This window comes from Microbacterium sp. (assembly GCF_011620665.1).
Lineage (GTDB): Bacteria > Actinomycetota > Actinomycetes > Actinomycetales > Microbacteriaceae > Microbacterium.
In genome coordinates this window covers 1-24463 of the sequence record NZ_WOYQ01000037.1, presented here as the reverse complement: position 1 = coordinate 24463, position 24463 = coordinate 1, and the positions used below count along the sequence as shown (strand labels likewise).

Here is a 24463-nt window from a genome sequence, read left to right as displayed (position 1 = left end):
CCGCCCCTATGCGTTCTCCGTGAGCCATCTGCGGACTCGCCGGCCTCGAGACACCACATACCCGCGAGAAATCAGCTGAGCACACGTTTCTCGAGCGGAACGCGGTTTCTCGGCGACGGCGTCGCCTCCTCCCCAGGCGAATCACCTCGCGGACTGTTCACAATCGCGGGCGGAATCGCTTCGGCCGCGTGCGAGCAGGAGCACCCTGAATGGATGCCGCAGACTCTCTCCGATCGCGCCGCGATCACCTCCCCGCTCGCCCTGATGACCTCTCGGGAAGCTCGGGCGCTCGGCATCCGCGTCCCCGCTCCGGAGTACCATCGTGTCCGCTCGGGCATCTATGTCGATGCCGCCGCATGGGCGAGGCTGCCGGCCTGGCGCCGCTACCACGTCCGGGTGCATGCGCTGCTGCGCGCCGCGCCTGACGTCACGCTGTGTCTCGAGTCGGCCGCCGTCGTGCACGGCATCCCGCTCTTCGGGCATCCCCGTGATCTGCACGTCTATGACTCGCGCCGCACCTCGTCCCGCCGATTCGGCGACGTCTGCGTGCACACCGGGGCGCAATCACGCGAGGTCGTGGACGTCGGCGGCATCCGGGTGACCTCACTGCTCGACACGGCCGTCGACCTCACGCGGGTGCTGCCCCCCGCGCACGGGCTGGCCGCCGCGGATGCCGTCGTCGCGCCTGCGCAGGGCGGCAGGCTCAGCATCTCCGCGCTGCGGGAACGCGCGCGCGAACGACCATCCGCGCGCGGTGCGGCCATACAGAGGGAGGTGTGGGCTCTCGTCGACGAGCGGATCGAGTCGCCCCACGAGGCGGTCAGTCACGCCCTCATCCTGTGGGCGGGATTCGAGATGCCCGAGCCGCAGGTGGAGTATCGCTACGAAGGCTCCCTGGATCGCTGCGACTTCACCTTCCGCGCGGCACGCGCAGTGGGCGAAGCGGACGGCTGGGGAAAGTACGACCTCGCCGATCCCGCCGCCGCATCCCGCGCCCTGGCGAACGAGAAGCGCCGCGAGGATCGACTGCGCCGACACGGCCACCGCGTGGCGCGATGGGAACCGCGTGACCCCTACCGAGTGACGCCGGTCGCCCGCGCACTTCAGCAAGCGGGTGTGCGCGTGGAACGCCCCGAGCAGCGCGCTCTCATCGCGACGCTACGGGCGGAATCCCGCCGCAACTTGCCGGCGCCGACGCCCGCGATCGGTGCTGGCGAGAAACCACATCACGTGTGAGAAATCAGCGCTGCGGCGATGTCTCCCGCAGAAGCGGTTTCTCGCGCCGGACTACGCGATGGGGACGGGCGTCACGCCGAAGGGCGCGAGGGCGCTGGCGCCCCCGTCGGGTGACGTCAGCACCCAGATGCCGCTCTCGTGCACGGCGACGCTGTGCTCCCAGTGCGCGCCGTCGCTGCCGTCGACCGTCGACACGGTCCAGTCGTCGTCTTCGACGAACGTGACATCAGTCCCGCCGGTGACCATCGGCTCGATCGCGAGGCACAGCCCGGGCTTGACCTCGGGGCCGAGGTCCGGCACGCGATAGTTGAACACCGTGGGCCCCTCGTGCATCGCGCGGCCGATGCCGTGCCCCACGTAATCGCGCAGGATGCCGTACGAGCCCTGGGCCTCGATAGAGCTCTGCACCGCATCGCCGATCTCACCCACGCGGCGCGCCGAGGCGAGCGCGGCAATCCCCGCCCACAGCGATCCTTCGGTCACATCGGACAGACGCTGCCGCGCGGTCGCCACAGCGGGATCCCCACCGGGCACCACGACCGTGATCGCAGAGTCTCCGTTCCAGCCCTGGAACTGCGCGCCCGAGTCGATCGACACGATGTCTCCGGGTTCCAGCACGCGCGAGCCCGGGATGCCGTGGACGACCTGGTCGTTGATCGAGATGCACGTCGTGTGGCGATACCCGCGAACGAGCATGAAGTTCGACTCCGCGCCGCGGCCGCGGATGACGGCGGATGCCGCGGCATCCAGCTCTTCGGTCGTCACGCCGGGAGCCACCAGTGCGCGCACCGCGTCGAGGGATGCCGCCGTGATCAGGCCGGGCTCCACCATCGTCCGCAGCTGTGCGGGAGTCTTGTACAGCGAGCGGCGCAGCCCCATCACGCCGTGATGCCGCGCGCTGCGAGAGCCGAGACGACGCGTTCGAACACCTCGTCAAGCGAGCCGACGCCGTCGACCGAGTCGACGATTCCCCGCGAGCGGTAGACGTCGAGGATCGGCGCCGTCTCGGATTCGTAGATCGCGAGACGCTTGGCGATCGACTCCGCGTTGTCGTCACTGCGCCCCTGCTCGGCCGCGCGCAGCGACAGGCGCCGGATCGACTCGTCCCGGGGGACGGAGAGCTCGATGACGGCCGTGAGCTGCTCACCGCGACCCTCGAGGAACCCATCCAGATCGCCGACCTGGCCGAGGTTGCGCGGATACCCGTCGAGCAGGAAGCCGGATGCGGCATCCGCCTGCGCCAGGCGATCGCGCACGATCGCCGAAGTCAGCTCGTCCGGAACGAGGTCGCCGGCCTCGATGATCGCCTGCACCTGGAGTCCGAGCTCGGTGCCGTCCTTCACATTCGCGCGGAAGACATCGCCGGTGGACACCGCCGGAATCTTCAGCAACTCGGCGATCCGCACCCCTTGGGTGCCCTTGCCCGAGCCCTGCGGCCCGATAATCAGCAAACGTGCGGCCTGTCGAGAGGTCATCGCAATAGCCCTTCATAGTGGCGCTGCTGCAGCTGCGCGTCGATCTGCTTGACCGTTTCGAGCCCCACCCCGACGATGATGAGGATCGACGCGCCACCGAACGGGAAGTTCTGGTTGGCGCCGACCGTCACCAGCGCGATCAGCGGGAGCAGCGCGATCAAGCCCAGATAGATGGAGCCCGGCAGCGTGATGCGGGTGAGTACATAGTCAAGATACTCGGCGGTGGGACGACCGGCACGGATGCCGGGGATGAAGCCGCCGTACTTCTTCATGTTGTCGGCGACCTCGACCGGGTTGAACGTGATCGCAACGTAGAAGTATGTGAACCCGACGATGAGCAGGAAATACAGGATCATGTAGAACGGGTGATCGCCCGTGGTCAGATAGGACTGGATCCACGTGACCCACCCGGGGATGTTGCCGTCGGCGTCCGGAGTCTGGTTGAACTGGGCGACCAGCGCCGGGATGTACAGCAGCGACGACGCGAAGATGACGGGCACGACGCCGGCCATGTTGACCTTGATCGGGATGTAGGTGTTGGTGCCGCCGAGCGTGCGGCGACCGACCATGCGCTTTGCGTACTGGACAGGGATGCGGCGCTGGGACTGCTCGACGAAGACGACGAGAGTCACCACGACGATGCTGACGGCGATCACGAGAAGGAAGACCTCGAAGCCGCGTGCCACCTGGATCGACCACATGGCGGCCGGGAAGGTCGCGGCGATCGAGGTGAAGATGAGGATCGACATGCCGTTGCCGACGCCCCGCTCGGTGACGAGCTCGGCGAACCACATGATGAGGCCGGTGCCAGCCGTCAGCGTGATGATCATCAGCAGCTGCGCCCACCAGGCCGTGTTGGTCAGCAGCGCGTTGCACTCGGCGATGCTGGTCGCGCCGAAGAGCTGGCCGGAGCGGGCAACGGTCACGAGCGTCGTGGACTGCAGAAGCGCGAGCGCGATGGTCAGGTAGCGCGTGTACTGCGTGAGCTTGGCCTGGCCCGCCTGGCCTTCCTTGTACAGAGTCTCGAAATGAGGGATCACGACACGGAGCAGCTGGACGATGATGGTGGCCGTGATGTAGGGCATGACCCCGAGCGCGAAGATCGACAGCTGCAGCAGCGCGCCACCGGAGAAGAGATTCACGAGCGAGAGCAGGCCCTCACTGGCGGACCCCGTCTGTTCGAGACACACCTGAACGTTCGGAAAACTCACGAACGGCGCGGGCACGTGCGCACCGAAGCGATAGATGGCAATGACGCCCAGAGTGAAGCCGATCTTCCGCCGGAGGTCCGGTGTGCGGAAGACCCGCGCGATTGCGCTGAACAAGAAATTTCCTCCAGTGGGATTTCCGCCCGCGGTGGTGGCGGGTGCCTCGGGAGCACCGGTTTCCCAGCGTACGGCAACAGGGACCGGCACCGGTTCTCGAGCGAATCGAGATTCGGGCCGGCCCCTGCCGTGGATTACTTGATCGAACCGCCCGCGGCGACGATCTTCTGCTCGGCCGAGCCCGAGACCTTGTCGACCGACACGGTGAGCTTGACCGAAATGTCGCCGGTGCCGAGCACCTTGACCTTCTCGTTCTTGCGCACGGCGCCCTTCGCGACGAGGTCCGTGATGGTGACGTCGCCGCCGGTCGGGTACAGCTCCGCGAGCTTTTCGAGGTTGACCACCTGGTACTCGACGCGGAACGGGTTCTTGAAGCCGCGCAGCTTCGGCGTGCGCATGTGGAGCGGCATCTGCCCACCCTCGAAGCCGGCCTTGACCTGGTACCGGGCCTTCTGACCCTTGGTGCCACGGCCGGCCGTCTTGCCCTTCGAGCCCTCACCGCGGCCAACGCGGGTCTTGGCCTTGTTGGACCCGGGGACGGGACGCAGGTGGTGCACCTTCAGCACGCCGGGACGCGTCGCCACGGCGTGGCTCTTCGTCGATGCCTTCTTGGGCGCAACCACTTCCTTCGCATCCGCTGCCTTCGTGGCCGGCGCCTTCTTGGCGGCCGGCTTCTGGGCGGGGGCGTTCTTCACGGCGACCTCTTCGGTCGCCTTCGCGGCCTTCTCAGCCATCAGTCGATCTCCTCAACTTTGACGAGGTGCGCGACGGTCTGGATGTAACCGCGCGTCTGCGCGTCATCGGGACGAACGACGGAGTCGTTGATCCGCTTCAGACCGAGAGAACGCAGCGTGTCGCGCTGGTTCTGCTTCTCGCTCACCTTGGACTTTACCTGGGTCACTTTCAGACGCGCGGCCATCAGACACCTGCCTTTGCAGCGGCCGCGGCGTCAGCCTCGGCACGGATCAGACGAGCCGGAGCCACCTGGTCGAAGTCGAGACCACGACGAGCGGCGACGGCACGCGGCTCCTCGAGCTGCTTGAGCGCGGTGACGGTCGCGTGCACGATGTTGATCGTGTTCGACGAGCCGAGCGACTTCGAGAGCACATCGTGGATGCCGGCGCACTCGAGCACGGCACGCACCGGACCCCCGGCGATGACACCGGTACCGGCGGCTGCCGGACGCAGAAGTACGACGCCCGCGGCGGCCTCACCCTGCACGGGGTGCGGGATGGTGGAGCCGGAGCGCGGCACACGGAAGAAGTTGCGCTTGGCCTCTTCGACACCCTTCGAGATGGCCAGGGGCACCTCGCGGGCCTTGCCGTAGCCCACACCGACGAGTCCGTTGCCGTCACCCACCACGACCAGCGCCGTGAAGCTGAACCGACGACCGCCCTTGACGACCTTCGACACCCGGTTGATGGTCACGACGCGCTCGAGGAACTGGCTCTTCTCGGCATCGCGTCCACCGCGGTCACGCGTCTGACTGCGCTCGCGGCCACCGCGGCGCGGCTCGCGCTCGCGCTCCACGGGCGCCTCCTCGACGACAGCAGTCGGCTCGGTCACTTCGGTGTTCTCCACATTCACAGTTGCATCGCTCACAGGTTCAGACCTCCCTCGCGGGCGCCATCGGCGATCGCCGCGACACGGCCCGCGTAGCGGTTGCCGCCGCGGTCGAACACGACGTCCTCGATGCCTGCGGCCTTCGCGCGCTCGGCGACGAGCTCGCCGACCTTGCGCGCCTTGGCGGTCTTGTCACCGTCGAACGCCCGCAGGTCCGCTTCGAGGGTGGATGCCGATGCCAGGGTGTGACCCTTGGCGTCGTCGACCACCTGGACGAAGACGTGGCGGGCCGAGCGGGTCACGACCAGGCGCGGACGCAGCTCGGTGCCGACGACCTTCTTGCGAAGGCGGGCGTGACGGCGCGTACGCGCCTGAGTCTTTGTCTTGACAGCCATGGTCACTTACCACTCTTTCCGGCCTTGCGACGAACGACCTCGCCGGCGTACCGCACACCCTTGCCCTTGTAGGGCTCGGGCTTGCGGATCTTGCGGATGTTCGCAGCGGCCTCGCCGACCGCCTGCTTGTCGATGCCGCTCACGGTGACCTTGTTGTTGCCCTCGACCGTGAACGTGATGCCCGCGGGCGGCTCGACGAGCACCGGGTGCGAGAAGCCGAGGGCGAACTCCACCGAGCCGCCCTTCTGCGCGACGCGGTAACCGGTGCCGACGACCTCGAGGCCCTTGGTGTAGCCCTGGGTCACCCCGATGATGTTGTTGCTGATGAGGGTGCGGGTCAGGCCATGCAGCGAACGCGACTCGCGCTCGTCATCGGGACGGCTGACGAGCACCTGACCCTCTTCGATCTTGACCTCGATGGGGCGTGCGACGGTGAGCGCGAGCTCGCCCTTCGGGCCCTTGACCGCGACTTCCTGCCCGTTGACCGAGATGGTCACCTCAGCGGGGATGTCGATCGGAAGACGTCCAATACGCGACATGTCAGATCACCACACGTAGGCGAGGACTTCCCCGCCGACGCCCTTCTGCTCGGCCTGGCGGTCCGTGAGGAGGCCAGAGGAGGTGGACAGGATCGCGACACCCAGACCGCCGAGGACCGTGGGCAGTTCGGTGGACTTCGCGTAGACGCGGAGGCCGGGCTTCGAAACGCGCTTGATGCCCGCAATCGACCGCTCGCGGTTCGGACCGTACTTCAGCGTGAGGGTCAGCGTCTGGCCGACCCGTGCGTCCGAGACCTCCCAGGAGGCGATGTAGCCCTCCTGCTGGAGGATCGCCGCGATGTGGGTCTTGAGCTTGGAGCTCGGCAGCGACACGGAGTCGTGATGCGCCGAATTCGCATTGCGCAGACGGGTCAGCAGATCTGCGACCGGGTCTGTCATTGTCATTTGTTGTTTCCTTTGTTCATGCGGTTTCGGATGCCGTTACACGCCAGCCGACCTTCAATGGGGGTCTTACTGGGAGTCATCCGTCTTGAACGGAAAGCCGATGTGACGCAGCAGCGCACGACCTTCGTCATCCGTCTTCGCCGTCGTGACGACCGTGATGTCGAAACCTCGGACACGGTCGATCTTGTCCTGGTTGATCTCGTGGAAGACCGACTGCTCCTGAAGACCGAACGTGTAGTTGCCGTTGCCGTCGAATTGCTTCGGGGACAGGCCGCGGAAGTCACGGATTCGGGGCAGCGACAGGTTGACCAAACGGTCGAGGAACTCCCAGGCGCGGTCGCCGCGGAGGGTGACGTGCGCGCCGATGGGCTGGCCCTCACGCAGCTTGAACTGCGCGATCGACTTGCGAGCCTTCGTCACGATCGGCTTCTGGCCGGTGATCTTGGTCAGATCCTCGACCGCACCATCGATCACCTTGGAGTCGCGAGCCGCCTCACCGACGCCGGTGTTGACGATGACCTTGACGATCCCGGGGATCTGCATGACGTTCGTGTAGCCGAACTCCTCCTGCAGAGCCTTCTTGATCTCGGCCTGGTATTTCTGCTTCAGGCGGGGCTGGGTTGCCACGAGTGCACCCCCGGCCGAAGGGGCGGCCGCCGCGTCAGTGTTGGTGCTCATCAGAGGTCCTTACCGCTCTTCTTCGCGTAGCGCACGCGTACGTTGCGCTTGACGCCATCCTTCGTCTGCTCCTCGACGCGGTGACCGACGCGGGTCGGCTTCTTGGTCGAAGGATCGACGATGGCGACATTGGAAATGTGGATCGGGGCTTCCATCGTCTCGATGCCGCCCGTCCTGCTGCCGCGGTCGGACTGGCCGACACGGCTGTGCTTCGTGACGAAGTTGACACCCTCGACGATGACACGGTTCTGCTCGACGAGGATGTCGAGCACCTTGCCCTGCTTTCCGCGGTCGCCGCCCTTGTCCTGCTTCTTGCCTGTGATGACCTGAACGAGGTCACCCTTCTTGATCTTGGCCATGAGGTCAGATCACCTCCGGTGCGAGCGAGACGATCTTCATGAACTTCTTGTCGCGAAGCTCACGACCGACCGGTCCGAAGATGCGGGTGCCCCGGGGCTCCCCGTCGTTCTTCAGGATGACGGCGGCGTTCTCGTCGAACTTGATGTAGGAACCGTCTGCGCGACGGGTCTGCTTGACGGTGCGGACGATGACGGCCTTGACCACATCGCCCTTCTTGACGTTTCCGCCCGGGATCGCGTCCTTGACGGTCGCCACGATGATGTCGCCCACACCGGCGTACCGGCGGTTCGAGCCGCCGAGCACACGGATCGTGAGCAGCTCCTTGGCGCCGGTGTTGTCGGCGACCTTGAGACGAGACTCTGTCTGAATCACTTGTTACTCCTTGGGTTCCAAGAAGGCCGGGGCCTTACTTGGCCTTCTCGAGGATCTCGACCAGCCGCCAGCGCTTGGTGGCGCTGATCGGACGGGTCTCGTTGATGAGGACCAGATCGCCGATGCCGGCGGTGTTCGCCTCGTCGTGCGCCTTGACCTTCGACGTGCGGCGGATGACCTTGCCGTAAAGCGGGTGCTTCACGCGGTCTTCGACCTCTACGACGATCGTCTTGTCCATCTTGTCGCTGATCACGTAGCCGCGACGCGACTTGCGGTAGCCACGGGCGCTCACATCGCGGACGTCGTTGGCTCCGTGCTCATGACCCGAGGCGCCGACGGTCGTTTCACCGGTGGTCGGGGCCTCGGAGGCGGCGGACGCCCTTTTGACGGGCGCCTTCTTCTCGGTTGCGTCAGCCATCACTCGGCCTCTTCCTTCTCGGCCACGTCGGCGGCATCCGCCTTCTTGGCCCTGGTCTTCTTCGCCTTCGCCGACACCTCGACCGGAGCGGGAGTGGCACGGATGCCGAGCTCACGCTCACGGATCACGGTATAGAGCCGCGCGATGTCGCGCTTGACCGCACGGATGCGGCCGTGGCTGTCGAGCTGGCCGGTGGCCGACTGGAAGCGCAGGTTGAACAGCTCCTCCTTGGCCTTGCGCAGCTCCTCGACGAGGCGCTGGTCTTCGAACGTGTCGAGCTCGCTCGGAGCGAGCTGCTTGGTGCCGATCGCCATTATGCGTCGCCCTCCTCGCGCTTGATGATGCGTGCCTTCAGAGGCAGCTTGTGGATGGCGCGGGTCAGTGCCTCACGAGCGAGTTCCTCGTTGACGCCTGCGACCTCGAAGAGGACGCGACCCGGCTTGACGTTGGCAACCCACCACTCGGGCGAACCCTTACCGGAACCCATGCGGGTTTCGGCCGGCTTCTTGGTCAGCGGACGGTCGGGGTAGATGTTGATCCACACCTTGCCACCGCGCTTGATGTGACGGGTCATCGCGATACGCGCGGACTCGATCTGGCGGTTGGTGACATACGCAGGCGTGAGCGCCTGGATGCCGAATTCGCCGAACGAGACCTTCGTGCCACCGGTGGCCTGGCCAGAACGGCCGGGGTGGTGCTGCTTGCGGTACTTGACCTTGCGGGGAATAAGCATTATGCCGGTGCTCCTTCTGCGACGGGGGCGTCGCTGCGGGGGCCGCGCCGACGGTCGCCACCACGGTCATCGCGACCGCGGGGCGCCTTCGGCGCGTTCGCCTGCTCGCGCGCGAGCTCCTTGTTGGTGAGGTCGCCCTTGTAGATCCAGACCTTCACGCCGATGCGGCCGAAGGTGGTCTTGGCCTCGTAGAAGCCGTAGTCGATGTTCGCGCGCAGGGTGTGCAGGGGCACACGGCCTTCGCGGTAGAACTCCGAACGGCTCATCTCGGCGCCGCCGAGGCGGCCGGAGACCTGGATGCGAACGCCCTTGGCGCCGGCGCGCTGAGCACCCTGCAGGCCCTTGCGCATCGCGCGGCGGAATGCCACGCGGGCGGAGAGCTGCTCGGCGATGCCCTGTGCGACCAGCTGGGCATCGGCCTCGGGGTTCTTGACCTCGAGGATGTTCAGCTGGATCTGCTTGCCGGTGAGCTTCTCGAGGTCGGCGCGGATGCGCTCGGCTTCGGCGCCGCGGCGCCCGATCACGATTCCGGGGCGAGCGGTGTGGATGTCGACGCGGACGCGGTCACGCGTGCGCTCGATCTCGATGCCGCTCACGCCTGCGCGGTCGAGCTGCGTCTGGAGAAGCTTACGGATCTTGATGTCCTCGGCCACGTAGTCCGCGTAGCGCTGTCCCGGCTTGGTCGAGTCGGAGAACCAACGGGACACGTGGTCCGTCGTGATGCCGAGGCGGAAGCCGTACGGGTGTACCTTCTGTCCCATTACTTGCTCGCCTTCTTGTCGGTCGAGGACGCGGTAGCGACCTCCGGGGTCGCGAGCACGACCGTGATGTGGCTCGTGCGCTTCTTGATCTGGAAGGCGCGGCCTTGAGCACGCGGGCGGAACCGCTTGAGCGTCGTGCCCTCGTCGACGTAGGCGTTCACGACGTACAGGTCCTGATCATCCAGGAACTCGCCGTCCTTGTCGGCCTTCACGCGGGCGTTGGCCATGGCCGAAGCGACGAGCTTGTAGATCGGCTCGCTGGCGCTCTGCGGGGCGAACTTCAGGATGGCCAGGGCCTCCTGAGCCTGCTTGCCCTTGATGAGCGCGACGACACGACGAGCCTTCTGAGGGGTCACGCGAATGTGCTTGACGCGTGCGATGGAATCCACCATTTGTCTCCTCCTCTGTCCTCTCTGGAACGCACCGCGTTAGCGGCGGCGCCCCTTCTTGTCGTCCTTCTCGTGGCCGCGGAAGGTGCGGGTGGGCGCGAATTCGCCCAGTTTGTGACCGACCATGGTCTCGGACACGAACACGGGGATGTGCTTGCGTCCGTCGTGCACGGCGATCGTGTGACCCAGCATCGCCGGGATGATCATCGAGCGACGTGACCAGGTCTTGATGACGTTCTTGGTACCGGCTTCGTTCTGAACAACGACCTTGCGAAGCAAGTGCTCATCGACGAAGGGGCCCTTCTTAAGGCTGCGAGGCATCTTCCTCTACTCCTACTTGCGCTTCTTGCCGGCATTGCGACGGCGGACGATGTACTTGTCGCTCTCCTTGTTGGCGTGGCGGGTGCGACCCTCAGCCTGGCCCCAGGGAGTAACGGGATGACGACCACCGGAGGTCTTACCCTCACCACCACCGTGCGGGTGGTCGACGGGGTTCATCGCCACACCTCGGACGGTCGGGCGGACGCCCTGCCAGCGCTTGCGACCGGCCTTGCCCCAGTTGATGTTCGACTGCTCGGCGTTGCCGACCTCGCCGATCGTGGCGCGGCAGCGCGCGTCGACGTTGCGGATCTCGCCCGAGGGGAGACGCAGCTGAGCGTAGATGCCGTCCTTCGCGACCAGACGCACCGAGGCGCCCGCCGAGCGGGCCAGCTTCGCGCCGCCGCCGGGGCGGAGCTCGATGGCGTGGATCACCGTACCGGTGGGGATGTTCTTCAGCGGCAGGTTGTTGCCCGGCTTGATGTCCGCCGAGGCACCCGACTCGACGATGTCGCCCTGCGCCAGCTTGTTCGGCGCGAGGATGTAGCGCTTCTCACCGTCGACATAGTGCAGCAGAGCGATGCGTGCCGTGCGGTTGGGGTCGTACTCGATGTGAGCGACCTTGGCGTCGACACCGTCCTTGTCGCCTCGACGGAAATCGATGACGCGATACTGGCGCTTGTGGCCACCACCGATGTGACGCGTCGTGATGCGTCCCTGGTTGTTGCGGCCACCGGTCTTGGGGAGCGGGCGCAGCAGCGACTTCTCGGGCGTCGATCGGGTGATCTCAGCGAAGTCCGCCACCGACGAACCGCGACGACCGGGGGTCGTGGGCTTGTACTTGCGAATAGCCATGTTGGTTGTCCTCTATCCCGACCGTCAGCCGACTGCCGTGAAGATGTCGATGGTGCCCGACCGCAGCGTCACGATGGCGCGCTTGGTGTCCTTGCGCTTTCCCGTGCCGAAGCGGGTGCGACGGGCCTTACCCGTGCGGTTGAGCGTGTTGACCGCAGCGACCTTGACGTCGAAGATCTTCTCGATCGCGAGCTTGATCTCGGTCTTCGAAGCGCGCGGGTCCACCAGGAAGGTGTACTTGCCCTGGTCGATGAGCCCGTAGCTCTTCTCCGAGACGACCGGCTTCAGGATGATGTCGCGCGGGTCCTTGTTCAGCTGAGGAGAACCGGCGCCCTGCCGATTGCCGCTCAGAGCGACGTGTGCCGTGGTCATGCCGAGACCTCCTCGGTCGCGCCGGCCTTGGACGCGACGAACGCGTCATAGGCGGACTTGGTGAAGACGATGTCGTCCGAGACGAGCACGTCGTAGGCGTTGAGCTGGTCGAACGTCAGCACGTGGACGTACTCGAGGTTGCGCACGCTCTTGACCGTGATCTCATCGCCACGCTCGATGACGACCATGACATTCTTGGTCGCTGAAAGTGCGTGAAGCACGGATGCCGCAGCCTTCGTCGAGGGAGCACCCTCGATGGCGAACGACTCGATGACGTGCAGACGCCCGCCACGAGCACGGTCGCTGAGCGCGCCCAGCAGGGCGGCGGCGATCATCTTCTTGGGGGTTCGCTGCGAGTAATCACGCGGCTTGGGGCCGTGGACGATGCCACCACCGGTCATGTGCGGCGCGCGGATCGAGCCCTGGCGGGCGTTACCCGTGCCCTTCTGCTTGAAGGGCTTGCGACCGGCGCCGGAGACCTCACCGCGACGCTTGGTGGAGTGAGTGCCCTGGCGGGCCGCCGCGAGCTGCGCGACGACGACCTGGTGGATGAGTGGGATGTTCGTCTTGACGTCGAAGACGGCGGCAGGAAGCTGCACGGTGCCAGCCTTCTTACCGTCGGCCATGAGGACGTCGAGCGCGAGAGTCGAGTCAGCCATGATCAGGCACCCTTCACTGCGTTACGGACGTAGACGATGCGACCTCGGGCACCGGGGACGGCGCCCTTGACGAGCAGCAGACCCTTCTCGGCGTCGACGGCGTGCACCGTGAGATTGAGGACGGTCACGCGCTCGCCACCCATACGGCCGGCCATGCGCATGCCCTTGAAGACGCGGCTCGGGGTCGACGATGCGCCGATCGAGCCGGGCTTGCGGTGGTTGCGGTGCGAACCGTGCGAGGAGGAGACGCCCTTGAAGTTGTGGCGCTTCATGACACCCGCGGTGCCCTTGCCCTTGCTGGTGCCGACGACGTCGACGCGCTGGCCGGCTTCGAATGTGCCGTCAACGGTGAGCTCCTGGCCCAGCGTGTAGTCACCGGCATCCGCCGTGCGCACCTCGGTCAGGTGACGACGCGGGGTGACGCCGGCAGCCTCGAAGTGGGCCGTGAGGGGCTGGTTGACCTTGCGCGGGTCGATCTGGCCGTAGCCGATCTGGACCGCGTTGTAGCCATCGCGCTCGGGAGTGCGGACCTGGGTGACCACGTTCGGGGCAACCTCGATCACAGTGACGGGAACGAGCTTTCCGTTCTCGTCCCAGACCTGGGTCATGCCCAGCTTGGTGCCGAGGAGTCCCTTGGAAATCTTGGAGTTGATGTCAGTCATCACGAGCCTCAGAGCTTGATCTCGATATTGACGTCGGCCGGAAGGTCGAGGCGCATCAGCGAGTCGACAGCCTTGGGCGTCGGGTCGATGATGTCGATGAGGCGCTTGTGGGTGCGCATCTCGAAGTGCTCGCGGCTGTCCTTGTACTTGTGGGGCGACCGGATGACGCACACGACGTTCTTCTCGGTCGGAAGGGGCACGGGGCCCACGACGGTGGCGCCTGCGCGGGTCACCGTGTCGACGATCTTGCGCGCCGACGTGTCGATGACCTCATGGTCATACGACTTCAGGCGAATGCGGATCTTCTGTCCCGCCATTGTCTGCTCTCTCTCTTCTCGCGTCGTACCTCAGGGGCATCGGACGCACGGGGCGCTTGCGCGCCGGGCACTGATCCTCGCTCCCAGACCTATCGGTCTGCGAGCCTGTCGAGGGGCACCGCTGTTCTGATGTCATTCCCGCTCATCCGCACGCGTGCGGAACCTGTTTCCAGGTGGGAGCGGAGTGTTGTGTTCTGACTGCCCGCGGCCTAGGAGATGGCGCTGTCGCGCCGCCTATGCACTGCCGAAACAGCGATCCCGCGCGTGAGCGCAGAAATGTGGAACCGGTTCAGTCTACGTGTCTCCCGGGCGTGTCGCAAACCCGGGCGTGTCGCGCTCAGCGAGCAGGTGCGGCCTCTCGCTCATTGACGTGTTCCGCCACGGCCTTGCCCATCCTGATGATCGCCGCCCTCATGATCGGACGAGGCAGTGCGAACACGAACCGGGTATGACCGATGCCCGCTTCGCCGCATGCGGCGCCGTCCGTCATGGCAACGCGGGCGTGCTCGCGGAACCATTCGCCGAGATCGCCTTCGATTCCGTACTTGCGGAAGTCGATCAGGGCAATGTAGGTGCCCTCCGGGAGGGTCATGCTCGCGAGCGGGAGATGCTCGGACACGAGCTCCGCAAGCAGCCTGCGGTTGTCGTCGAGGTAGTCGACGACGTTGTCCAGCCATTGGCCGCCGGCCGAGTAGGCAGCCGTGTTGGCCAACACGCCGAGCGTGGCCGTGCCGTGACCGGCCCAGGATCCGAACGACTCCCACGCCGCGGCATCTGCCTCGTTCGAGAGGATCACTTGGGCGCACTTCAGGCCGGCGAGATTCCACGCCTTCGACGCGGACGCTGCCGTCAGGGTGTGCGACGCTGCGGCATCCGACACCGACGCATACGGCACATGCATGGCCGGGCTGTACACGAGGGGCGCGTGGATCTCATCCGAAAAGACGCGCCCGCCCTTCTGTGCGACGACCTCGGACAGTGCCAGCAGCTCCCCCTTCGTGAACACCGTGCCCAACGGGTTGTGCGGGTTGCACAGCACCATGAGCCCGGCCCCGTCGTCGAAGGCGCGCGCGATGCCCGCGAGGTCCATCGTCATGCGGCCGTCAACCTCGAAGCTGGGCACTTCGATCACGGTGCGCCCGAGCATCGGTGGAACCATGAGGAAGGGCATGTATGCCGGCGTCGGAACGATGACGGCACTGCCCGGCGCGGTGAATCGCTCGATCGTGAGTTCGAATGCGGCGATGACATCGGGCATCTGATGGACGCGGTCCGCAGGGACCTGCCATCCGTAAGTGTCCGCATACCAGGTCGCCGTCGCCGAGGCCATGTCGGATGCTAGCTGCGCGGGCAAGTACCCGGTGACTCCCCGGTCGACAGCGGACTTGATGGCGCTGCTGATCGCCGGAGCCAGGCCGAAGTCCATCTCGGCGACGAACGCGCCGATCATGTCGGGGAACATCGTCCACTTGACGCTGCCCGCCCCACGAAGGTCGGACTCGGTGATGGCATCGAAGTCGGTCTGGGACACTGCTGTTTCCTCTCGTCGGTGAAGCGTCATTTCTCGGGAGATTTGTCACTCTCGTCGGAGCCTGCGAGCTCGTTGAGGTAGTTGTAGATCGTGAACCGGCTCACTTCGAGCGACTCCGCGATCATCTCGACGGCCTCCCGAAGGAGAAAAAGTCCGCGCGCCTTGAGTTTTGCGACCACCTGCAGCTTGTGCTCCTTCTTCATCTGCGAAACAGGGATACCCACCCCGGTGATCGTTTGATAGATGAGGTAGGAGGCGAGCTCGTCGACATCACGGACGAACATCTCCTTCGGCTCGGTTGTCGGAGGAAGAGCGATAGGACGGTCGCCTTCCTTCACACCCGCAACCGAGACCATCACGTCCGCGATCTGCTTGATCGCCATCCATGCGGAGACATCGGTATTGATGCACAGCGCCGCGACCGGATTGCCGGCGACGTCGCGGATGATCATCGTCGAAGAGCGCATGCGTCGTCCGTCGGAAAGGACGGTTTCATAACCCAAGTCGTGCTCCGCGAAGCCGGTCACCGCCTGCTCGAGCAACAGATCTGTCGCCGGGTCCCCCGCGCGTCTTCCAGTCACATCTCCGAAGACCGCAACGATCGAGTTGGGAAGAAGGCTCAGGTCGTGCAGAACCACTTCGCTCGAGGTCGGCAGGGCACGGCCGATCGGCTCGACGAGGCGTGAAAAGACTGTGATCAGTCGCTCGCCATCGAGAGTGCGTCTCGGAGCTCGGGCATCGGCGAGCTCGCCGTCGAGCGCGCTGGCGGAGGTATTCATGGCGTCTCTCCAGGAATTGAGGATGATGGGTATCGATGTATCTCAACACACTGTTGCATATTTTCGCCACTCCGCCACCACCAAGGCTCGCCCGAACAGAGCCGCCAGAGCGGCGCCCAGGGCACAAAACCCCCGTTCAAGAGATAAACCCGAGCCCCTCGCGACTCATACGAGGGCTGCCGGTCGCATCCACAACGTGTTGCTGACTTGTAACCGGCTTGTAAAAGATCATGCTTAGTGAGTTTGTTGAAGCTTTCCCGAGTTAGCTTAAACACACTGTTGAGGCGAGCGGCCCCCGACATGATCGCATCCTGCATCGTGCCGTGTCGCTCTGGCTCATCCCGCACCCGGAGGAGTAGTCATGAAGCACAGCCCCGCGTCACGCCGAGGTATCTGGCCACACAGACTCACAACTGTCGCAGGAGCGGCACTGGCGGCCACGCTCGCACTTGCCGGTTGCGCCGGTGACGCGACGGGCGACACGCAAGCGGCTGTCGGTGACCCGACTGCCGGCGGCGATCTCACAATCGGCACCTATCTCGACCCGACGTGCATCGACAACCAGCAGATCGGCACGAACGCCTCGCTGAGCATCACGCGTCAGCTGACCGACTCGCTCACGGAGCAGGACCCCGACACCGGTGAGATCGGTCCATGGCTGGCCGAGTCGTGGGATATCAACGACGACAGCACCGTGTTCACCTTCACCCTGCGCGACGGCGTCACCTTCAGTGACGGGACCGAATTCACCGCCCAGGTGGTCAAGGAGAACATCGACGGCATCGTCGCGCTGGGCGCCCAGGCACCCGTCGCGGGCCCTTACCTCGCCGGCCTGGACGCAGCGACCGTGATCGATGACAAGACCGTCGAGATCTCCTTCGCGCAACCCAATGCCCAGTTCCTCGAGGCGACGGCGAACATCGCTTTGGGCATGGTCTCGACCGCGACGGCCAAGATGACGGCTGAGGAGCGGTGCGCCGCCGGCATCGTCGGCACCGGCCCGTTCGTGCTGAGGAGCTACACCGCCAATGACTCGACCGTCCTCGAGAAGCGTGCGGGGTACGACTGGGCGCCCGGCGCGGCCGCACACTCCGGCGACGCGTACCTCGACACGATCACCTTCCAGGTGCTGCCGGAGAACGGAGTACGGACCGGCGCACTGCTCTCCGGTCAGATCGACGCCATGGACAATGTGCAGCAGCAGGATGAAGCATCCGTCTCCGGTAACGGCTTCAGCCTCGTGACGCGCGCCAACCCCGGCTTCGCCGTCTCGGTCATGTTCAACCTGACTGGCGCCCTCGCCTCCGACCCCTCAGTGCGCCAGGCGATGATGATCGGCGTCAACCGCGACGACATCCTCACCGTTCTCGGCCCGACAGGAGCTGCGACACGAGGTGTGCTCACGGACACCACTCCCGGGTCGGCGGACTTCACCGACTACCTGACATACGACCCCGACGGTGCAGCCGCGCTGCTCGAGAACGCCGGCTGGGTCGAGGGCAGCGACGGGATCCGCGAGAAGGATGGCGTCGCGCTCGAATTCGACTTCCCCTACTTCTTCGATGGACCGGTGGTCGAGCTGCTCCAGCAGCAGTATGCCGAGATCGGCATCCGGCTGAACATTTCACAGGTCGCCACCGCGGACTTCCTCACCGCGCTGCAAGACGGCGCGTTCGACGCGACGGTGGGGAACCTGACCCGCGCCGACATCGACGTGCTGCGATCGGTGCTGACCAACACGGGCGCGAACTGGTATGGCTTGGCGGACGACGAACTGCAGGCAATGCTCGAGGCCCAGGCGGCCGAGCCTGATCCCGACGCACGGGCCGAGGTCGCAGGAGAAGTCCAGCAGCGCGTGCTCGAGAACGCCTACGTCGTTCCGCTACACGCTCTCGCCGCGGCCTACGGAGTGCGCGACGGTGTCAACGACTTCCAATTCGACGCGTCGACCCGCCTCAACCTCTACGACACGTGGATCACCCCCTGAGGGAGTGCGGGGCGGCCGGATACCTCCGTCGCCCCGCATTCCTCACCCGCCGGCAGCACACGAGAGGAGGACCCCGTGATCAGATACCTTGCCGGGCGAGTCGGTCAGGCGCTCGTTGTGGTCTGGGCAGCATTCACGCTCGCCTTCATCATTCTGTATCTGATGCCGTCAGATCCGGCCGAGCTGATTGCGAGCGGCGGCCTGCAAGGCGAGGCAGGATCGGCGGCAAGCGTCCAGCAGCTCGCGGCACTGCGTGCCGAGATGGGACTCGACCAGCCCGTCCTGGTGCAGTACTTCACTCGGCTCTTCGAGACCACGATGGGCGACTGGGGAACGTCCTACCAGACCGGCCTGCCGGTGACGCAGATGCTCGGAGAAGCATTGCCGTCGACCGTCGCGATCGCTCTGCTGGGTCTCGGTATCGCCGTCGTCGCCGGGGTACTCCTCGGCTTCTGCGCGACGTACTCGCGTTTCGGTCCGTTGCGCCAGTTCCTCTACTCACTGCCCTCCGTCGGAGCGAGCGTCCCGACGTTCTGGTCGGCGCTGCTGCTGATCCAACTGTTCTCGTTCGCTCTTCGACTGTTACCTGCTTTCGGCAATGACGGATTCCCCTCGACGATTCTCCCCGCGGTTGCGTTGGCGATCCCGGTGTCGGCGATGATCGCTCAAGTCTTCGGCAAGAGCCTGCGCACAGTGATGATGGAGCCGTTCATCGACACCGCCCGCGCGAAAGGGGCCTCACGCCTGCGCGCAATGCTGCGACATGCCGTACGCAACGCCTTGCTGCCGGTGCTGACAATCGTCGGCATGATCTTCGGCGCGTTGCTCAGCGGAGCGGTCGTCATCGAGACCGTTTTCGGCAGGCAGGGCTTCGGGCGCATGACGGTCGATGCGGTCAACGCGCAGGACATCCCCGTGGTGATGGGCGTTGTGGTGTTCTCCGCCATCGTCTTCGTAATCGCAACCCTGGTCGTTGACCTGCTCTATCCCCTGCTCGACCCGCGCATCCGGCAGAACCTCCATCCGACCCGCAAGCTCCACACCAAGGCGGCCTGACATGACCAGCACTCTGATCGGCCCGGACCCGATCGCTTTGCGCAGTCCCGTGGTCGAGCGCGAAGCCAAGCCCAAAGACCCCTCCGCATCCCGGCGCGCGCTCGCCTGGGCGGGTCACCAGCCCGGACTTCTTGTCGCCATCGCCTTTCTGCTCATCGTCAGCGCCTGGGTGGTCCTTCCCCAGATGTTCACCTCCGTGAATCCGCTGACCGGGGCTGTCTCCGATCGCCTCCTACCCCCGTCGGCCGCGCACCCCTTCGGAACGGACCCGCTTGGGCGTGACATGTATTCACGCGTCGTGAACGGGGCCGTCTACTCCATCCAGGCGATCCTCATCGCAGTCGGCGTCGCTCTCATCGTGGGATCGCTCCTCGGTCTCGCGGCCGGTTTCTTCGGTGGCTGGGTCGACGACGTGCTCATGCGGGTCGTCGACGTCGTCCTCGCCATCCCTGCTCTGCTGCTCTCGATGGCGCTCATCACGATCCTGGGATACGGCCTCGTGAACGTCGCGATCGCCGTGGGGCTGGCGAGCGTCGCCAACTTCGCGCGACTCATGCGCGCGGACGTCTTGAGGGTGCGCACATCGCTCTATGTCGAGGCGGCGAAAGCGGCCGGTTGCCGATGGTGGACGATCCTGTTCCGGCACGTGCTGCCGAACTCGGCAGGATCCGTGGTCGCCGTCGCCGCGCTGGAGTTCGGGACCGCGGTGCTGGCGGTGTCTGCGCTGAGCTTCCTCGGCTACGGCGCGCCCGCCCCCACACCCGAGTGGGGGCGTCTCGTCTCCGAAGGGCGGGACTTCATCGCCACTGCCTGGTGGTTGGTCACCTTCCCGGGCCTCATCATCACCCTGCTCGTGCTCGCGACGAACCGGGTGGCACGAGCCCTGGAGAAGGGCGGCCGCCAGTGACCACGCAACCGCTGGTCAGCGTACGGGGGCTTCGGATCTCGTACACCTCGCGCGGTATCACGCGAGAGGCTGTGCACGGTGTCTCGTTCGACATCGCCCCCGGCGAGGTCGTCGCCATCGTCGGGGAGTCCGGGTCGGGCAAGACCACCGTCGCCCAGGCGCTCATCGGCATGCTCGCGCACAACGGATCCATCACGGCCGGCACTGTGACGTTCGACGACATGGATGTCTCCCGCTTCGGCGACCGGGCCTGGCGCGGGCTGCGCGGAGATGCCATCGGGCTCGTCCCGCAGGACCCGACGGTCTCGCTCAACCCCGTGACGAAGATCGGCCCCCAAGTCGCGGAGCCGCTTCGGATACACCGGGGGCTGCCGAAGGCGGCCGCCGCGCGCGAAGCGGTACGCATCCTCCAGGAAGCAGGGCTGAGCGATCCCGAGCAGCGCGCCCAGCAGTATCCCCACCAGCTGTCCGGAGGCATGCGGCAGCGCGTGCTCATCGGAATGGCACTCGCCTGCACACCTCGCTTCGTGATCGCCGACGAACCCACGAGCGCGCTGGACGTGACGGTGCAGCGGCAGATCCTTGATCACATCGACGAGATGATCGCGGTGCACAGCACGGCCATGCTGCTCATCACCCACAACCTCGCCGTCGCCGCAGACAGAGCACAGCGCGTCATCGTGATGTGCAAGGGGGAGATCGTCGAGGAGGGGCCGTCCACCGAAATCATGGCGAATCCCCAGCATCCATACACCCAGAAGCTGCTGGCGGCTGCGCCGAGCCTCGCGACCCCATCCGTGCGCGAAGCACCAACGCTGCGCACGGCCGGGGCCGCGGACAATCGCGTCGTCCGCCTGGAACGCGTGACGAAGCAGTTCCCGCTTCCCGGTGGTGGAGCGCTGACTGCGGTCGACGACGTGACCTTGGACATTCGGCGCGGGGAGACGCTCGGCCTTGTCGGCGAGTCCGGTTCGGGCAAATCGACGCTGGCGCGCATCGTGCTGCAACTCGAGAGGCAGACCTCGGGTGAGGTATTCATCGACGGCACCCCGATGTCGACGCTGAGACCTGCCGGGCTCCGTGCACTGCGACGGCGCATGCAGGTCGTGTACCAGAACCCCTATGCATCTCTTGACCCCCGCTACACCGTGTCCGCAATCATCGAGGAACCTCTGAGGGCGTTCCGCGTCGGGTCGAAGCGCGAACAGCGGGCGCGCGTACTCGAGCTGCTTGATCGAGTCTCGCTTCCCGCGGAGACGGCACGGAAGCGGGCCGAAGAGCTCTCGGGTGGTATGCGCCAGCGGGTGGCCATCGCCCGTGCACTGGCCCTCTCGCCCGACCTGCTGGTGTGCGACGAGCCCACCAGCGCCCTCGATGTCTCGGTGCAGGCCCAAGTGCTGCAGTTGCTCACCGAGCTGCAGCACGACCTGGGAGTGACGATTCTGTTCATCTCGCACGACCTCGCCGTCGTACGGCAACTCTCGCATCGCGTGGCGGTGATGAAGTTCGGCGTCGTCCGTGAGGTCGGCGACGTCGAGCAGGTATTCACCACGCCCGCTGACGATTACACCCGCGAGTTGCTCGCGGCGATTCCTGGAAGGGATCTGGTCGCATGAGACAGGACGCACACGTCTACACTGCCGACGCAGTCTGGCGCGGTATGCCGGGGTCGACAATCGTCGACGGAGCGGTCGTCGTGTCTGAGGGAGAGATCGCATGGGTCGGGGCCGCGGTCGACTTGCCCGCCGAGTACACCGCCACCCCGGCACGCCATTTCCCGGGAGCCACCATCCTGCCCGGGCTGATCGAATCGCATGCGCATCTGTCGTATGACGGACGGGACGGCACCAAAGCTCGATCTTTCGCTCGGTCGGCTCCGAACCTCGTCGCGGTCATGATTGCGTCCGCGCGCGAGCTGCTCAGCGTCGGCGTCACGACCGCGCGAGACCTCGGAGCGCGGGACAACTTGAGTATCGAGGTGCGCGATGCCGTCGAAGAAGGCCTCGTGCGAGGACCGCGCATCCTCGTCGCGGGCGCTCAGCTCACCACGACCGGCGGACACACCTGGCAGAACCACGCCCGCGCCGACTCTCCCGATGAGCTGCGCAAGCTGGTTCGCTCACACCACAAGGATGGCGTCGATCTCATCAAGGTCAACGCCACCGGCGGGTTCATGACGGCCAAGAGCGCGCCGTGGTTCGCGCAGTTCTCCGTCGAAGAGATCTCGGCGATCGTCGAGGAGGCCCACCGCCTGGGGAAGAAAGTCGCCGCGCACGCGCACGGGGTGGAAGGCATCCAGCGCGCTGTGGCCGCCGGCGTCGATACGATCGAACACTGCACGTTCATCGCGGATGGCGCGGTCGTCGCCCCGGATCTTGCGGTCATCGACGAGATCGTCGCGCGCGGCATCTTCGTCTGCGCCACGACGACGTGGAACCTGCCGGCGATGATGCGCCACAACCCGGACTTCCGACCGCCCGTGAAGCTCATGTACGAGCGAGGGGTCAAACTGATCGCCGGCAACGACTCCGGAATCGACGGAGTTCCACATGGCAACTTCGCCGGCGGCCTCGAGACTTCGGTGCTTCTCGGCATCCCGGAGGAGCAAGTACTCGTCGGAGCCACCTCGCGCGCCGCAGCCGCGCTTGGGCTGGAAGGCGTCGCCGGGGAGTTGGCTGCGGGAGCATCCGCTGATCTCATCGCGGTCAGCGGTGATCCCCTGACCGATATCTCCGCGCTGCGAGACCTGAGGTTCGTGATGGCGCGGGGTAGCGCATTCATCCCTGATCCGGTGGATGTCGCCGCCCCCGATCGTGCATATACCGAACTGATGCTCTCGAAGCTTGAAGGAACGATGCCATGACGACGATCTACTCCGCCGATCGGGTACGGACCCATACGGATACTGGCACGATCGGGGATGGCAGTGTCGTGGTCAACGACGAAGGGCTCATCGAGTGGGTCGGGCCAACCGCGGATCTCCCTGCAACTTTCAAGGACATTGCGCCCACGCGCTTCGACGGCACTCTCATGCCCGGTCTGGTCGACACGCATGTACACCTCGGCTTCGACGGCGGGCCGAACCCCGTCCAGCGGATGATGTCAGAGACCGATTCGGACCAGTTGGTTCTCATGCTTCGCAGTGCGCGCGAGCTGCTGAGCGCCGGGGTGACGACGGCGCGAGATCTCGGTGCGCGCAGCTACCTCGACGTCGTGGTCCGCGATGCGATACTGCGCGGTGATGCGCGTGGCCCGCGCCTGATCGCCTCGGGCGCGCCGCTCACCCCGACCGGAGGTCACTGCTGGTTCATGGGCGGCGAGGCGGACGGCGCATACGAATTGCGTAAGGCGGTGCGGAGGCACCACGAGCACGGCGCCGACTCGATCAAGATCATGTCGACCGGCGGCTTCATGACCAAGGGCAGCGCCCCGTGGTTCGCACAATACTCCGAGGAGGAGCTGGCACTCGCGGTGAGCGATGCGCACCGGTTGGGGAAAAGGGCGGTCGCGCATGCCCACGGCATCGAAGGCATCCGGAATGCCGTACGTGGAGGCATCGATGCACTCGAACACTGCACATTCGTCGCATCCGACGGCTCGATGGGATTCGATGCGGCCCTCGCCGATGAGATCGCCGCCCGCGGCGTCTACGTGTCTTTGACACTGAACGTGCGGGCCTGGCAGATGCTCAAGGCCGGAGCGGGGGGCTTCGTCGATCACGTCGCAATGATCGTGCAGGAACTGCGCGCGCGGGGAGTTCGCATTGTCACCGGCACGGATGCGGGTATCGATCTTGCTCCCCACTTCGCATATGCGGCGGGGCTCGAGGCCCTGGCTGCCCTAGGCATGCCAGTGGAAGACGTACTTCACGCAGCCACCGTCGTGTCCGCCGAATCCTTCGGACTCGCGGGTCAGATCGGCGCGCTCCGGCCCGGCGCCTTTGCCGACTTCATCGGCGTCACGGGTGACCCTGCTGCCGATTTGACATGCCTGCGTCGTCCTTTCCTCGTCGTGGCCTCCGGTACGCGATTTGTTCCGGACCCGTACCCCGAGCTCGAGTCGCTGGCGACGAATGCGTCAGCCGGTCCGGGCTCACTCGGTCACGAGCATTGATCGATGTGATCGACGAGAGAAGAGCTGCACACGACGGAGCGCTTCCGGGATCGGCGCGCCCGTCTTGAGCCGTTCGGTGCGTTCGCACCGCCTACCCGATACCACCGCCGCGATCGAGACCTGCGCCGCCCTATGCGGGCTGAGGGATGCCGCGGGTCAAGGCGGATAGCCGCGCGGGGCCGGTCGGCTCTTCCGGCAGCAGGGGGACGACCGCGACCCGATCTGCCAGCGCGCGGACCTGAGCGAGCTGTGCGACCT

32 protein-coding genes are annotated in these 24463 nt (G+C 65.8%); 7 read left to right on the top strand and 25 right to left on the bottom strand.

The window, feature by feature from the left end:
- Positions 1–213: 213 nt before the first annotated feature.
- A complete protein-coding gene (locus QZV81_RS05270; RefSeq protein ID WP_292833841.1) occupies positions 214–1236 on the top strand; it encodes a hypothetical protein in 1023 nt (340 codons plus the stop codon).
- A 51-nt stretch (positions 1237–1287) separates the two neighbouring features.
- Here QZV81_RS05270 and map read toward each other — a convergent pair whose 3' ends face one another.
- The 25 genes from map to QZV81_RS05145 form a co-directional block, all read right to left on the bottom strand.
- On the bottom strand, positions 1288–2115 hold the full coding sequence (gene map, locus QZV81_RS05265) for a type I methionyl aminopeptidase (protein ID WP_292833891.1): 828 nt from the start codon (positions 2113–2115) through the stop codon (positions 1288–1290).
- Positions 2115–2711, bottom strand: a complete 597-nt coding sequence (locus tag QZV81_RS05260; protein WP_292833838.1) for an adenylate kinase — start codon at positions 2709–2711, stop codon at positions 2115–2117. Before QZV81_RS05260 ends, map begins: the two co-directional genes overlap by 1 nt.
- Positions 2708–4036, bottom strand: coding sequence for a preprotein translocase subunit SecY (gene secY / locus QZV81_RS05255; protein ID WP_292833835.1), 1329 nt, complete (start codon positions 4034–4036; stop codon positions 2708–2710). Before secY ends, QZV81_RS05260 begins: the two co-directional genes overlap by 4 nt.
- A 134-nt stretch (positions 4037–4170) precedes the next feature.
- On the bottom strand, positions 4171–4770 hold the full coding sequence (gene rplO, locus QZV81_RS05250; protein WP_292833832.1) for a 50S ribosomal protein L15: 600 nt from the start codon (positions 4768–4770) through the stop codon (positions 4171–4173).
- The gene (rpmD, locus tag QZV81_RS05245; protein WP_292833829.1) at positions 4770–4955 is read right to left on the bottom strand and encodes a 50S ribosomal protein L30; all 186 of its coding nucleotides are present in this window, start codon (positions 4953–4955) and stop codon (positions 4770–4772) included. Before rpmD ends, rplO begins: the two co-directional genes overlap by 1 nt.
- Entirely contained in the window at positions 4955–5602 is a 648-nt protein-coding gene (rpsE, locus tag QZV81_RS05240) for a 30S ribosomal protein S5 (protein WP_292833889.1), read from the bottom strand. Before rpsE ends, rpmD begins: the two co-directional genes overlap by 1 nt.
- Positions 5603–5634: 32 nt before the next feature.
- Positions 5635–5994 carry a 50S ribosomal protein L18 gene (rplR, locus tag QZV81_RS05235; protein WP_292827838.1) on the bottom strand — a complete coding sequence of 120 codons (360 nt, stop codon included), beginning with the start codon at positions 5992–5994 and terminating at the stop codon, positions 5635–5637.
- A gap of 2 nt (positions 5995–5996) precedes the next feature.
- Positions 5997–6533: a 50S ribosomal protein L6 gene (gene rplF / locus QZV81_RS05230; protein ID WP_292827841.1), complete on the bottom strand. Its 537-nt coding sequence runs from the start codon at positions 6531–6533 to the stop codon at positions 5997–5999.
- A 6-nt stretch (positions 6534–6539) separates the two neighbouring features.
- On the bottom strand, positions 6540–6938 hold the full coding sequence (rpsH, locus tag QZV81_RS05225; protein WP_292833826.1) for a 30S ribosomal protein S8: 399 nt from the start codon (positions 6936–6938) through the stop codon (positions 6540–6542).
- 66 nt (positions 6939–7004) lie between these two features.
- A complete protein-coding gene (gene rplE / locus QZV81_RS05220; RefSeq protein WP_292833823.1) occupies positions 7005–7616 on the bottom strand; it encodes a 50S ribosomal protein L5 in 612 nt (203 codons plus the stop codon).
- A complete protein-coding gene (gene rplX, locus QZV81_RS05215; protein WP_292833820.1) occupies positions 7616–7975 on the bottom strand; it encodes a 50S ribosomal protein L24 in 360 nt (119 codons plus the stop codon). Before rplX ends, rplE begins: the two co-directional genes overlap by 1 nt.
- 4 nt (positions 7976–7979) lie before the next feature.
- Complete coding sequence (gene rplN / locus QZV81_RS05210; RefSeq protein ID WP_292833817.1) at positions 7980–8348, bottom strand: 50S ribosomal protein L14; 369 nt, start codon at positions 8346–8348, stop codon at positions 7980–7982.
- Positions 8349–8382: 34 nt separating this feature from the next.
- Positions 8383–8766, bottom strand: coding sequence for a 30S ribosomal protein S17 (gene rpsQ, locus QZV81_RS05205; protein WP_292833814.1), 384 nt, complete (start codon positions 8764–8766; stop codon positions 8383–8385).
- Positions 8766–9080 (bottom strand): 50S ribosomal protein L29, encoded by a 315-nt coding sequence (gene rpmC, locus QZV81_RS05200; protein WP_292833811.1) that lies wholly within the window; start codon positions 9078–9080, stop codon positions 8766–8768. Before rpmC ends, rpsQ begins: the two co-directional genes overlap by 1 nt.
- Positions 9080–9499, bottom strand: a complete 420-nt coding sequence (gene rplP / locus QZV81_RS05195; RefSeq protein WP_018171451.1) for a 50S ribosomal protein L16 — start codon at positions 9497–9499, stop codon at positions 9080–9082. Before rplP ends, rpmC begins: the two co-directional genes overlap by 1 nt.
- On the bottom strand, positions 9499–10260 hold the full coding sequence (gene rpsC, locus QZV81_RS05190) for a 30S ribosomal protein S3 (RefSeq protein ID WP_292833805.1): 762 nt from the start codon (positions 10258–10260) through the stop codon (positions 9499–9501). The genes rplP and rpsC overlap by 1 nt, the downstream gene beginning before the upstream one ends.
- On the bottom strand, positions 10260–10652 hold the full coding sequence (gene rplV, locus QZV81_RS05185; RefSeq protein ID WP_292833802.1) for a 50S ribosomal protein L22: 393 nt from the start codon (positions 10650–10652) through the stop codon (positions 10260–10262). Before rplV ends, rpsC begins: the two co-directional genes overlap by 1 nt.
- 36 nt (positions 10653–10688) lie before the next feature.
- Complete coding sequence (gene rpsS / locus QZV81_RS05180) at positions 10689–10970, bottom strand: 30S ribosomal protein S19 (RefSeq protein WP_017201589.1); 282 nt, start codon at positions 10968–10970, stop codon at positions 10689–10691.
- A 12-nt stretch (positions 10971–10982) separates the two neighbouring features.
- On the bottom strand, positions 10983–11822 hold the full coding sequence (gene rplB / locus QZV81_RS05175) for a 50S ribosomal protein L2 (RefSeq protein WP_292833799.1): 840 nt from the start codon (positions 11820–11822) through the stop codon (positions 10983–10985).
- 24 nt (positions 11823–11846) lie between these two features.
- Positions 11847–12194 (bottom strand): 50S ribosomal protein L23, encoded by a 348-nt coding sequence (rplW, locus tag QZV81_RS05170; RefSeq protein WP_292833796.1) that lies wholly within the window; start codon positions 12192–12194, stop codon positions 11847–11849.
- The gene (rplD, locus tag QZV81_RS05165) at positions 12191–12853 is read right to left on the bottom strand and encodes a 50S ribosomal protein L4 (RefSeq protein WP_292833793.1); all 663 of its coding nucleotides are present in this window, start codon (positions 12851–12853) and stop codon (positions 12191–12193) included. Before rplD ends, rplW begins: the two co-directional genes overlap by 4 nt.
- Positions 12854–12855: 2 nt before the next feature.
- Positions 12856–13515, bottom strand: a complete 660-nt coding sequence (rplC, locus tag QZV81_RS05160) for a 50S ribosomal protein L3 (protein ID WP_292833790.1) — start codon at positions 13513–13515, stop codon at positions 12856–12858.
- 8 nt (positions 13516–13523) lie between these two features.
- Positions 13524–13832 carry a 30S ribosomal protein S10 gene (gene rpsJ / locus QZV81_RS05155; protein WP_005050520.1) on the bottom strand — a complete coding sequence of 103 codons (309 nt, stop codon included), beginning with the start codon at positions 13830–13832 and terminating at the stop codon, positions 13524–13526.
- A gap of 337 nt (positions 13833–14169) precedes the next feature.
- Positions 14170–15363, bottom strand: a complete 1194-nt coding sequence (locus tag QZV81_RS05150; RefSeq protein ID WP_292833551.1) for an aminotransferase class I/II-fold pyridoxal phosphate-dependent enzyme — start codon at positions 15361–15363, stop codon at positions 14170–14172.
- A gap of 26 nt (positions 15364–15389) precedes the next feature.
- Positions 15390–16142 (bottom strand): PAS domain-containing protein, encoded by a 753-nt coding sequence (locus tag QZV81_RS05145; RefSeq protein WP_292833549.1) that lies wholly within the window; start codon positions 16140–16142, stop codon positions 15390–15392.
- Positions 16143–16503: 361 nt separating this feature from the next.
- Between QZV81_RS05145 and QZV81_RS05140 the strand changes: the two genes are divergently transcribed.
- From QZV81_RS05140 to QZV81_RS05115, 6 genes are all read left to right on the top strand, one after another.
- Positions 16504–18129: an ABC transporter substrate-binding protein gene (locus QZV81_RS05140; protein WP_292833547.1), complete on the top strand. Its 1626-nt coding sequence runs from the start codon at positions 16504–16506 to the stop codon at positions 18127–18129.
- A 75-nt stretch (positions 18130–18204) separates the two neighbouring features.
- On the top strand, positions 18205–19185 hold the full coding sequence (locus QZV81_RS05135) for an ABC transporter permease (protein WP_292833545.1): 981 nt from the start codon (positions 18205–18207) through the stop codon (positions 19183–19185).
- Position 19186: 1 nt separating this feature from the next.
- Positions 19187–20092, top strand: a complete 906-nt coding sequence (locus QZV81_RS05130) for an ABC transporter permease (protein ID WP_292833542.1) — start codon at positions 19187–19189, stop codon at positions 20090–20092.
- The gene (locus tag QZV81_RS05125) at positions 20089–21708 is read left to right on the top strand and encodes an ABC transporter ATP-binding protein (RefSeq protein ID WP_292833539.1); all 1620 of its coding nucleotides are present in this window, start codon (positions 20089–20091) and stop codon (positions 21706–21708) included. The genes QZV81_RS05130 and QZV81_RS05125 overlap by 4 nt, the downstream gene beginning before the upstream one ends.
- Entirely contained in the window at positions 21705–22955 is a 1251-nt protein-coding gene (locus QZV81_RS05120) for an amidohydrolase family protein (RefSeq protein WP_292833536.1), read from the top strand. Before QZV81_RS05125 ends, QZV81_RS05120 begins: the two co-directional genes overlap by 4 nt.
- Positions 22952–24205 carry an amidohydrolase family protein gene (locus tag QZV81_RS05115; RefSeq protein ID WP_292833533.1) on the top strand — a complete coding sequence of 418 codons (1254 nt, stop codon included), beginning with the start codon at positions 22952–22954 and terminating at the stop codon, positions 24203–24205. Before QZV81_RS05120 ends, QZV81_RS05115 begins: the two co-directional genes overlap by 4 nt.
- The last annotated feature ends 258 nt before the right edge of the window (positions 24206–24463 follow it).

Excerpts from the sequence above, each read along its gene's own strand:
- rplW (WP_292833796.1), bottom strand. The coding sequence starts at position 12,194 with ATGACCACGGCACACGTCGCTCTGAGCGGCAATCGGCAGGGCGCCGGT.
- QZV81_RS05260 (WP_292833838.1), bottom strand. The coding sequence starts at position 2,711 with ATGACCTCTCGACAGGCCGCACGTTTGCTGATTATCGGGCCGCAGGGC.
- rplX (WP_292833820.1), bottom strand. The coding sequence starts at position 7,975 with ATGGCCAAGATCAAGAAGGGTGACCTCGTTCAGGTCATCACAGGCAAG.
- rplB (WP_292833799.1), bottom strand. The coding sequence starts at position 11,822 with ATGGCTATTCGCAAGTACAAGCCCACGACCCCCGGTCGTCGCGGTTCG.
- rpsC (WP_292833805.1), bottom strand. The coding sequence starts at position 10,260 with ATGGGACAGAAGGTACACCCGTACGGCTTCCGCCTCGGCATCACGACG.
- QZV81_RS05140 (WP_292833547.1), top strand. The coding sequence starts at position 16,504 with ATGAAGCACAGCCCCGCGTCACGCCGAGGTATCTGGCCACACAGACTC.
- rpsQ (WP_292833814.1), bottom strand. The coding sequence starts at position 8,766 with ATGGCTGACGCAACCGAGAAGAAGGCGCCCGTCAAAAGGGCGTCCGCC.
- rplV (WP_292833802.1), bottom strand. The coding sequence starts at position 10,652 with ATGGTGGATTCCATCGCACGCGTCAAGCACATTCGCGTGACCCCTCAG.
- QZV81_RS05145 (WP_292833549.1), bottom strand. The coding sequence starts at position 16,142 with ATGAATACCTCCGCCAGCGCGCTCGACGGCGAGCTCGCCGATGCCCGA.
- rplD (WP_292833793.1), bottom strand. The coding sequence starts at position 12,853 with ATGGCTGACTCGACTCTCGCGCTCGACGTCCTCATGGCCGACGGTAAG.
- QZV81_RS05120 (WP_292833536.1), top strand. The coding sequence starts at position 21,705 with ATGAGACAGGACGCACACGTCTACACTGCCGACGCAGTCTGGCGCGGT.
- rplC (WP_292833790.1), bottom strand. The coding sequence starts at position 13,515 with ATGACTGACATCAACTCCAAGATTTCCAAGGGACTCCTCGGCACCAAG.
- rpmD (WP_292833829.1), bottom strand. The coding sequence starts at position 4,955 with ATGGCCGCGCGTCTGAAAGTGACCCAGGTAAAGTCCAAGGTGAGCGAG.
- map (WP_292833891.1), bottom strand. The coding sequence starts at position 2,115 with ATGGGGCTGCGCCGCTCGCTGTACAAGACTCCCGCACAGCTGCGGACG.
- QZV81_RS05270 (WP_292833841.1), top strand. The coding sequence starts at position 214 with ATGCCGCAGACTCTCTCCGATCGCGCCGCGATCACCTCCCCGCTCGCC.
- rpsS (WP_017201589.1), bottom strand. The coding sequence starts at position 10,970 with ATGCCTCGCAGCCTTAAGAAGGGCCCCTTCGTCGATGAGCACTTGCTT.
- QZV81_RS05130 (WP_292833542.1), top strand. The coding sequence starts at position 19,187 with ATGACCAGCACTCTGATCGGCCCGGACCCGATCGCTTTGCGCAGTCCC.
- QZV81_RS05115 (WP_292833533.1), top strand. The coding sequence starts at position 22,952 with ATGACGACGATCTACTCCGCCGATCGGGTACGGACCCATACGGATACT.
- rpmC (WP_292833811.1), bottom strand. The coding sequence starts at position 9,080 with ATGGCGATCGGCACCAAGCAGCTCGCTCCGAGCGAGCTCGACACGTTC.
- rplE (WP_292833823.1), bottom strand. The coding sequence starts at position 7,616 with ATGAGCACCAACACTGACGCGGCGGCCGCCCCTTCGGCCGGGGGTGCA.
- rplR (WP_292827838.1), bottom strand. The coding sequence starts at position 5,994 with ATGGCTGTCAAGACAAAGACTCAGGCGCGTACGCGCCGTCACGCCCGC.
- rplP (WP_018171451.1), bottom strand. The coding sequence starts at position 9,499 with ATGCTTATTCCCCGCAAGGTCAAGTACCGCAAGCAGCACCACCCCGGC.
- rpsH (WP_292833826.1), bottom strand. The coding sequence starts at position 6,938 with ATGACAATGACAGACCCGGTCGCAGATCTGCTGACCCGTCTGCGCAAT.
- rplF (WP_292827841.1), bottom strand. The coding sequence starts at position 6,533 with ATGTCGCGTATTGGACGTCTTCCGATCGACATCCCCGCTGAGGTGACC.
- rpsJ (WP_005050520.1), bottom strand. The coding sequence starts at position 13,832 with ATGGCGGGACAGAAGATCCGCATTCGCCTGAAGTCGTATGACCATGAG.
- rplO (WP_292833832.1), bottom strand. The coding sequence starts at position 4,770 with ATGGCTGAGAAGGCCGCGAAGGCGACCGAAGAGGTCGCCGTGAAGAAC.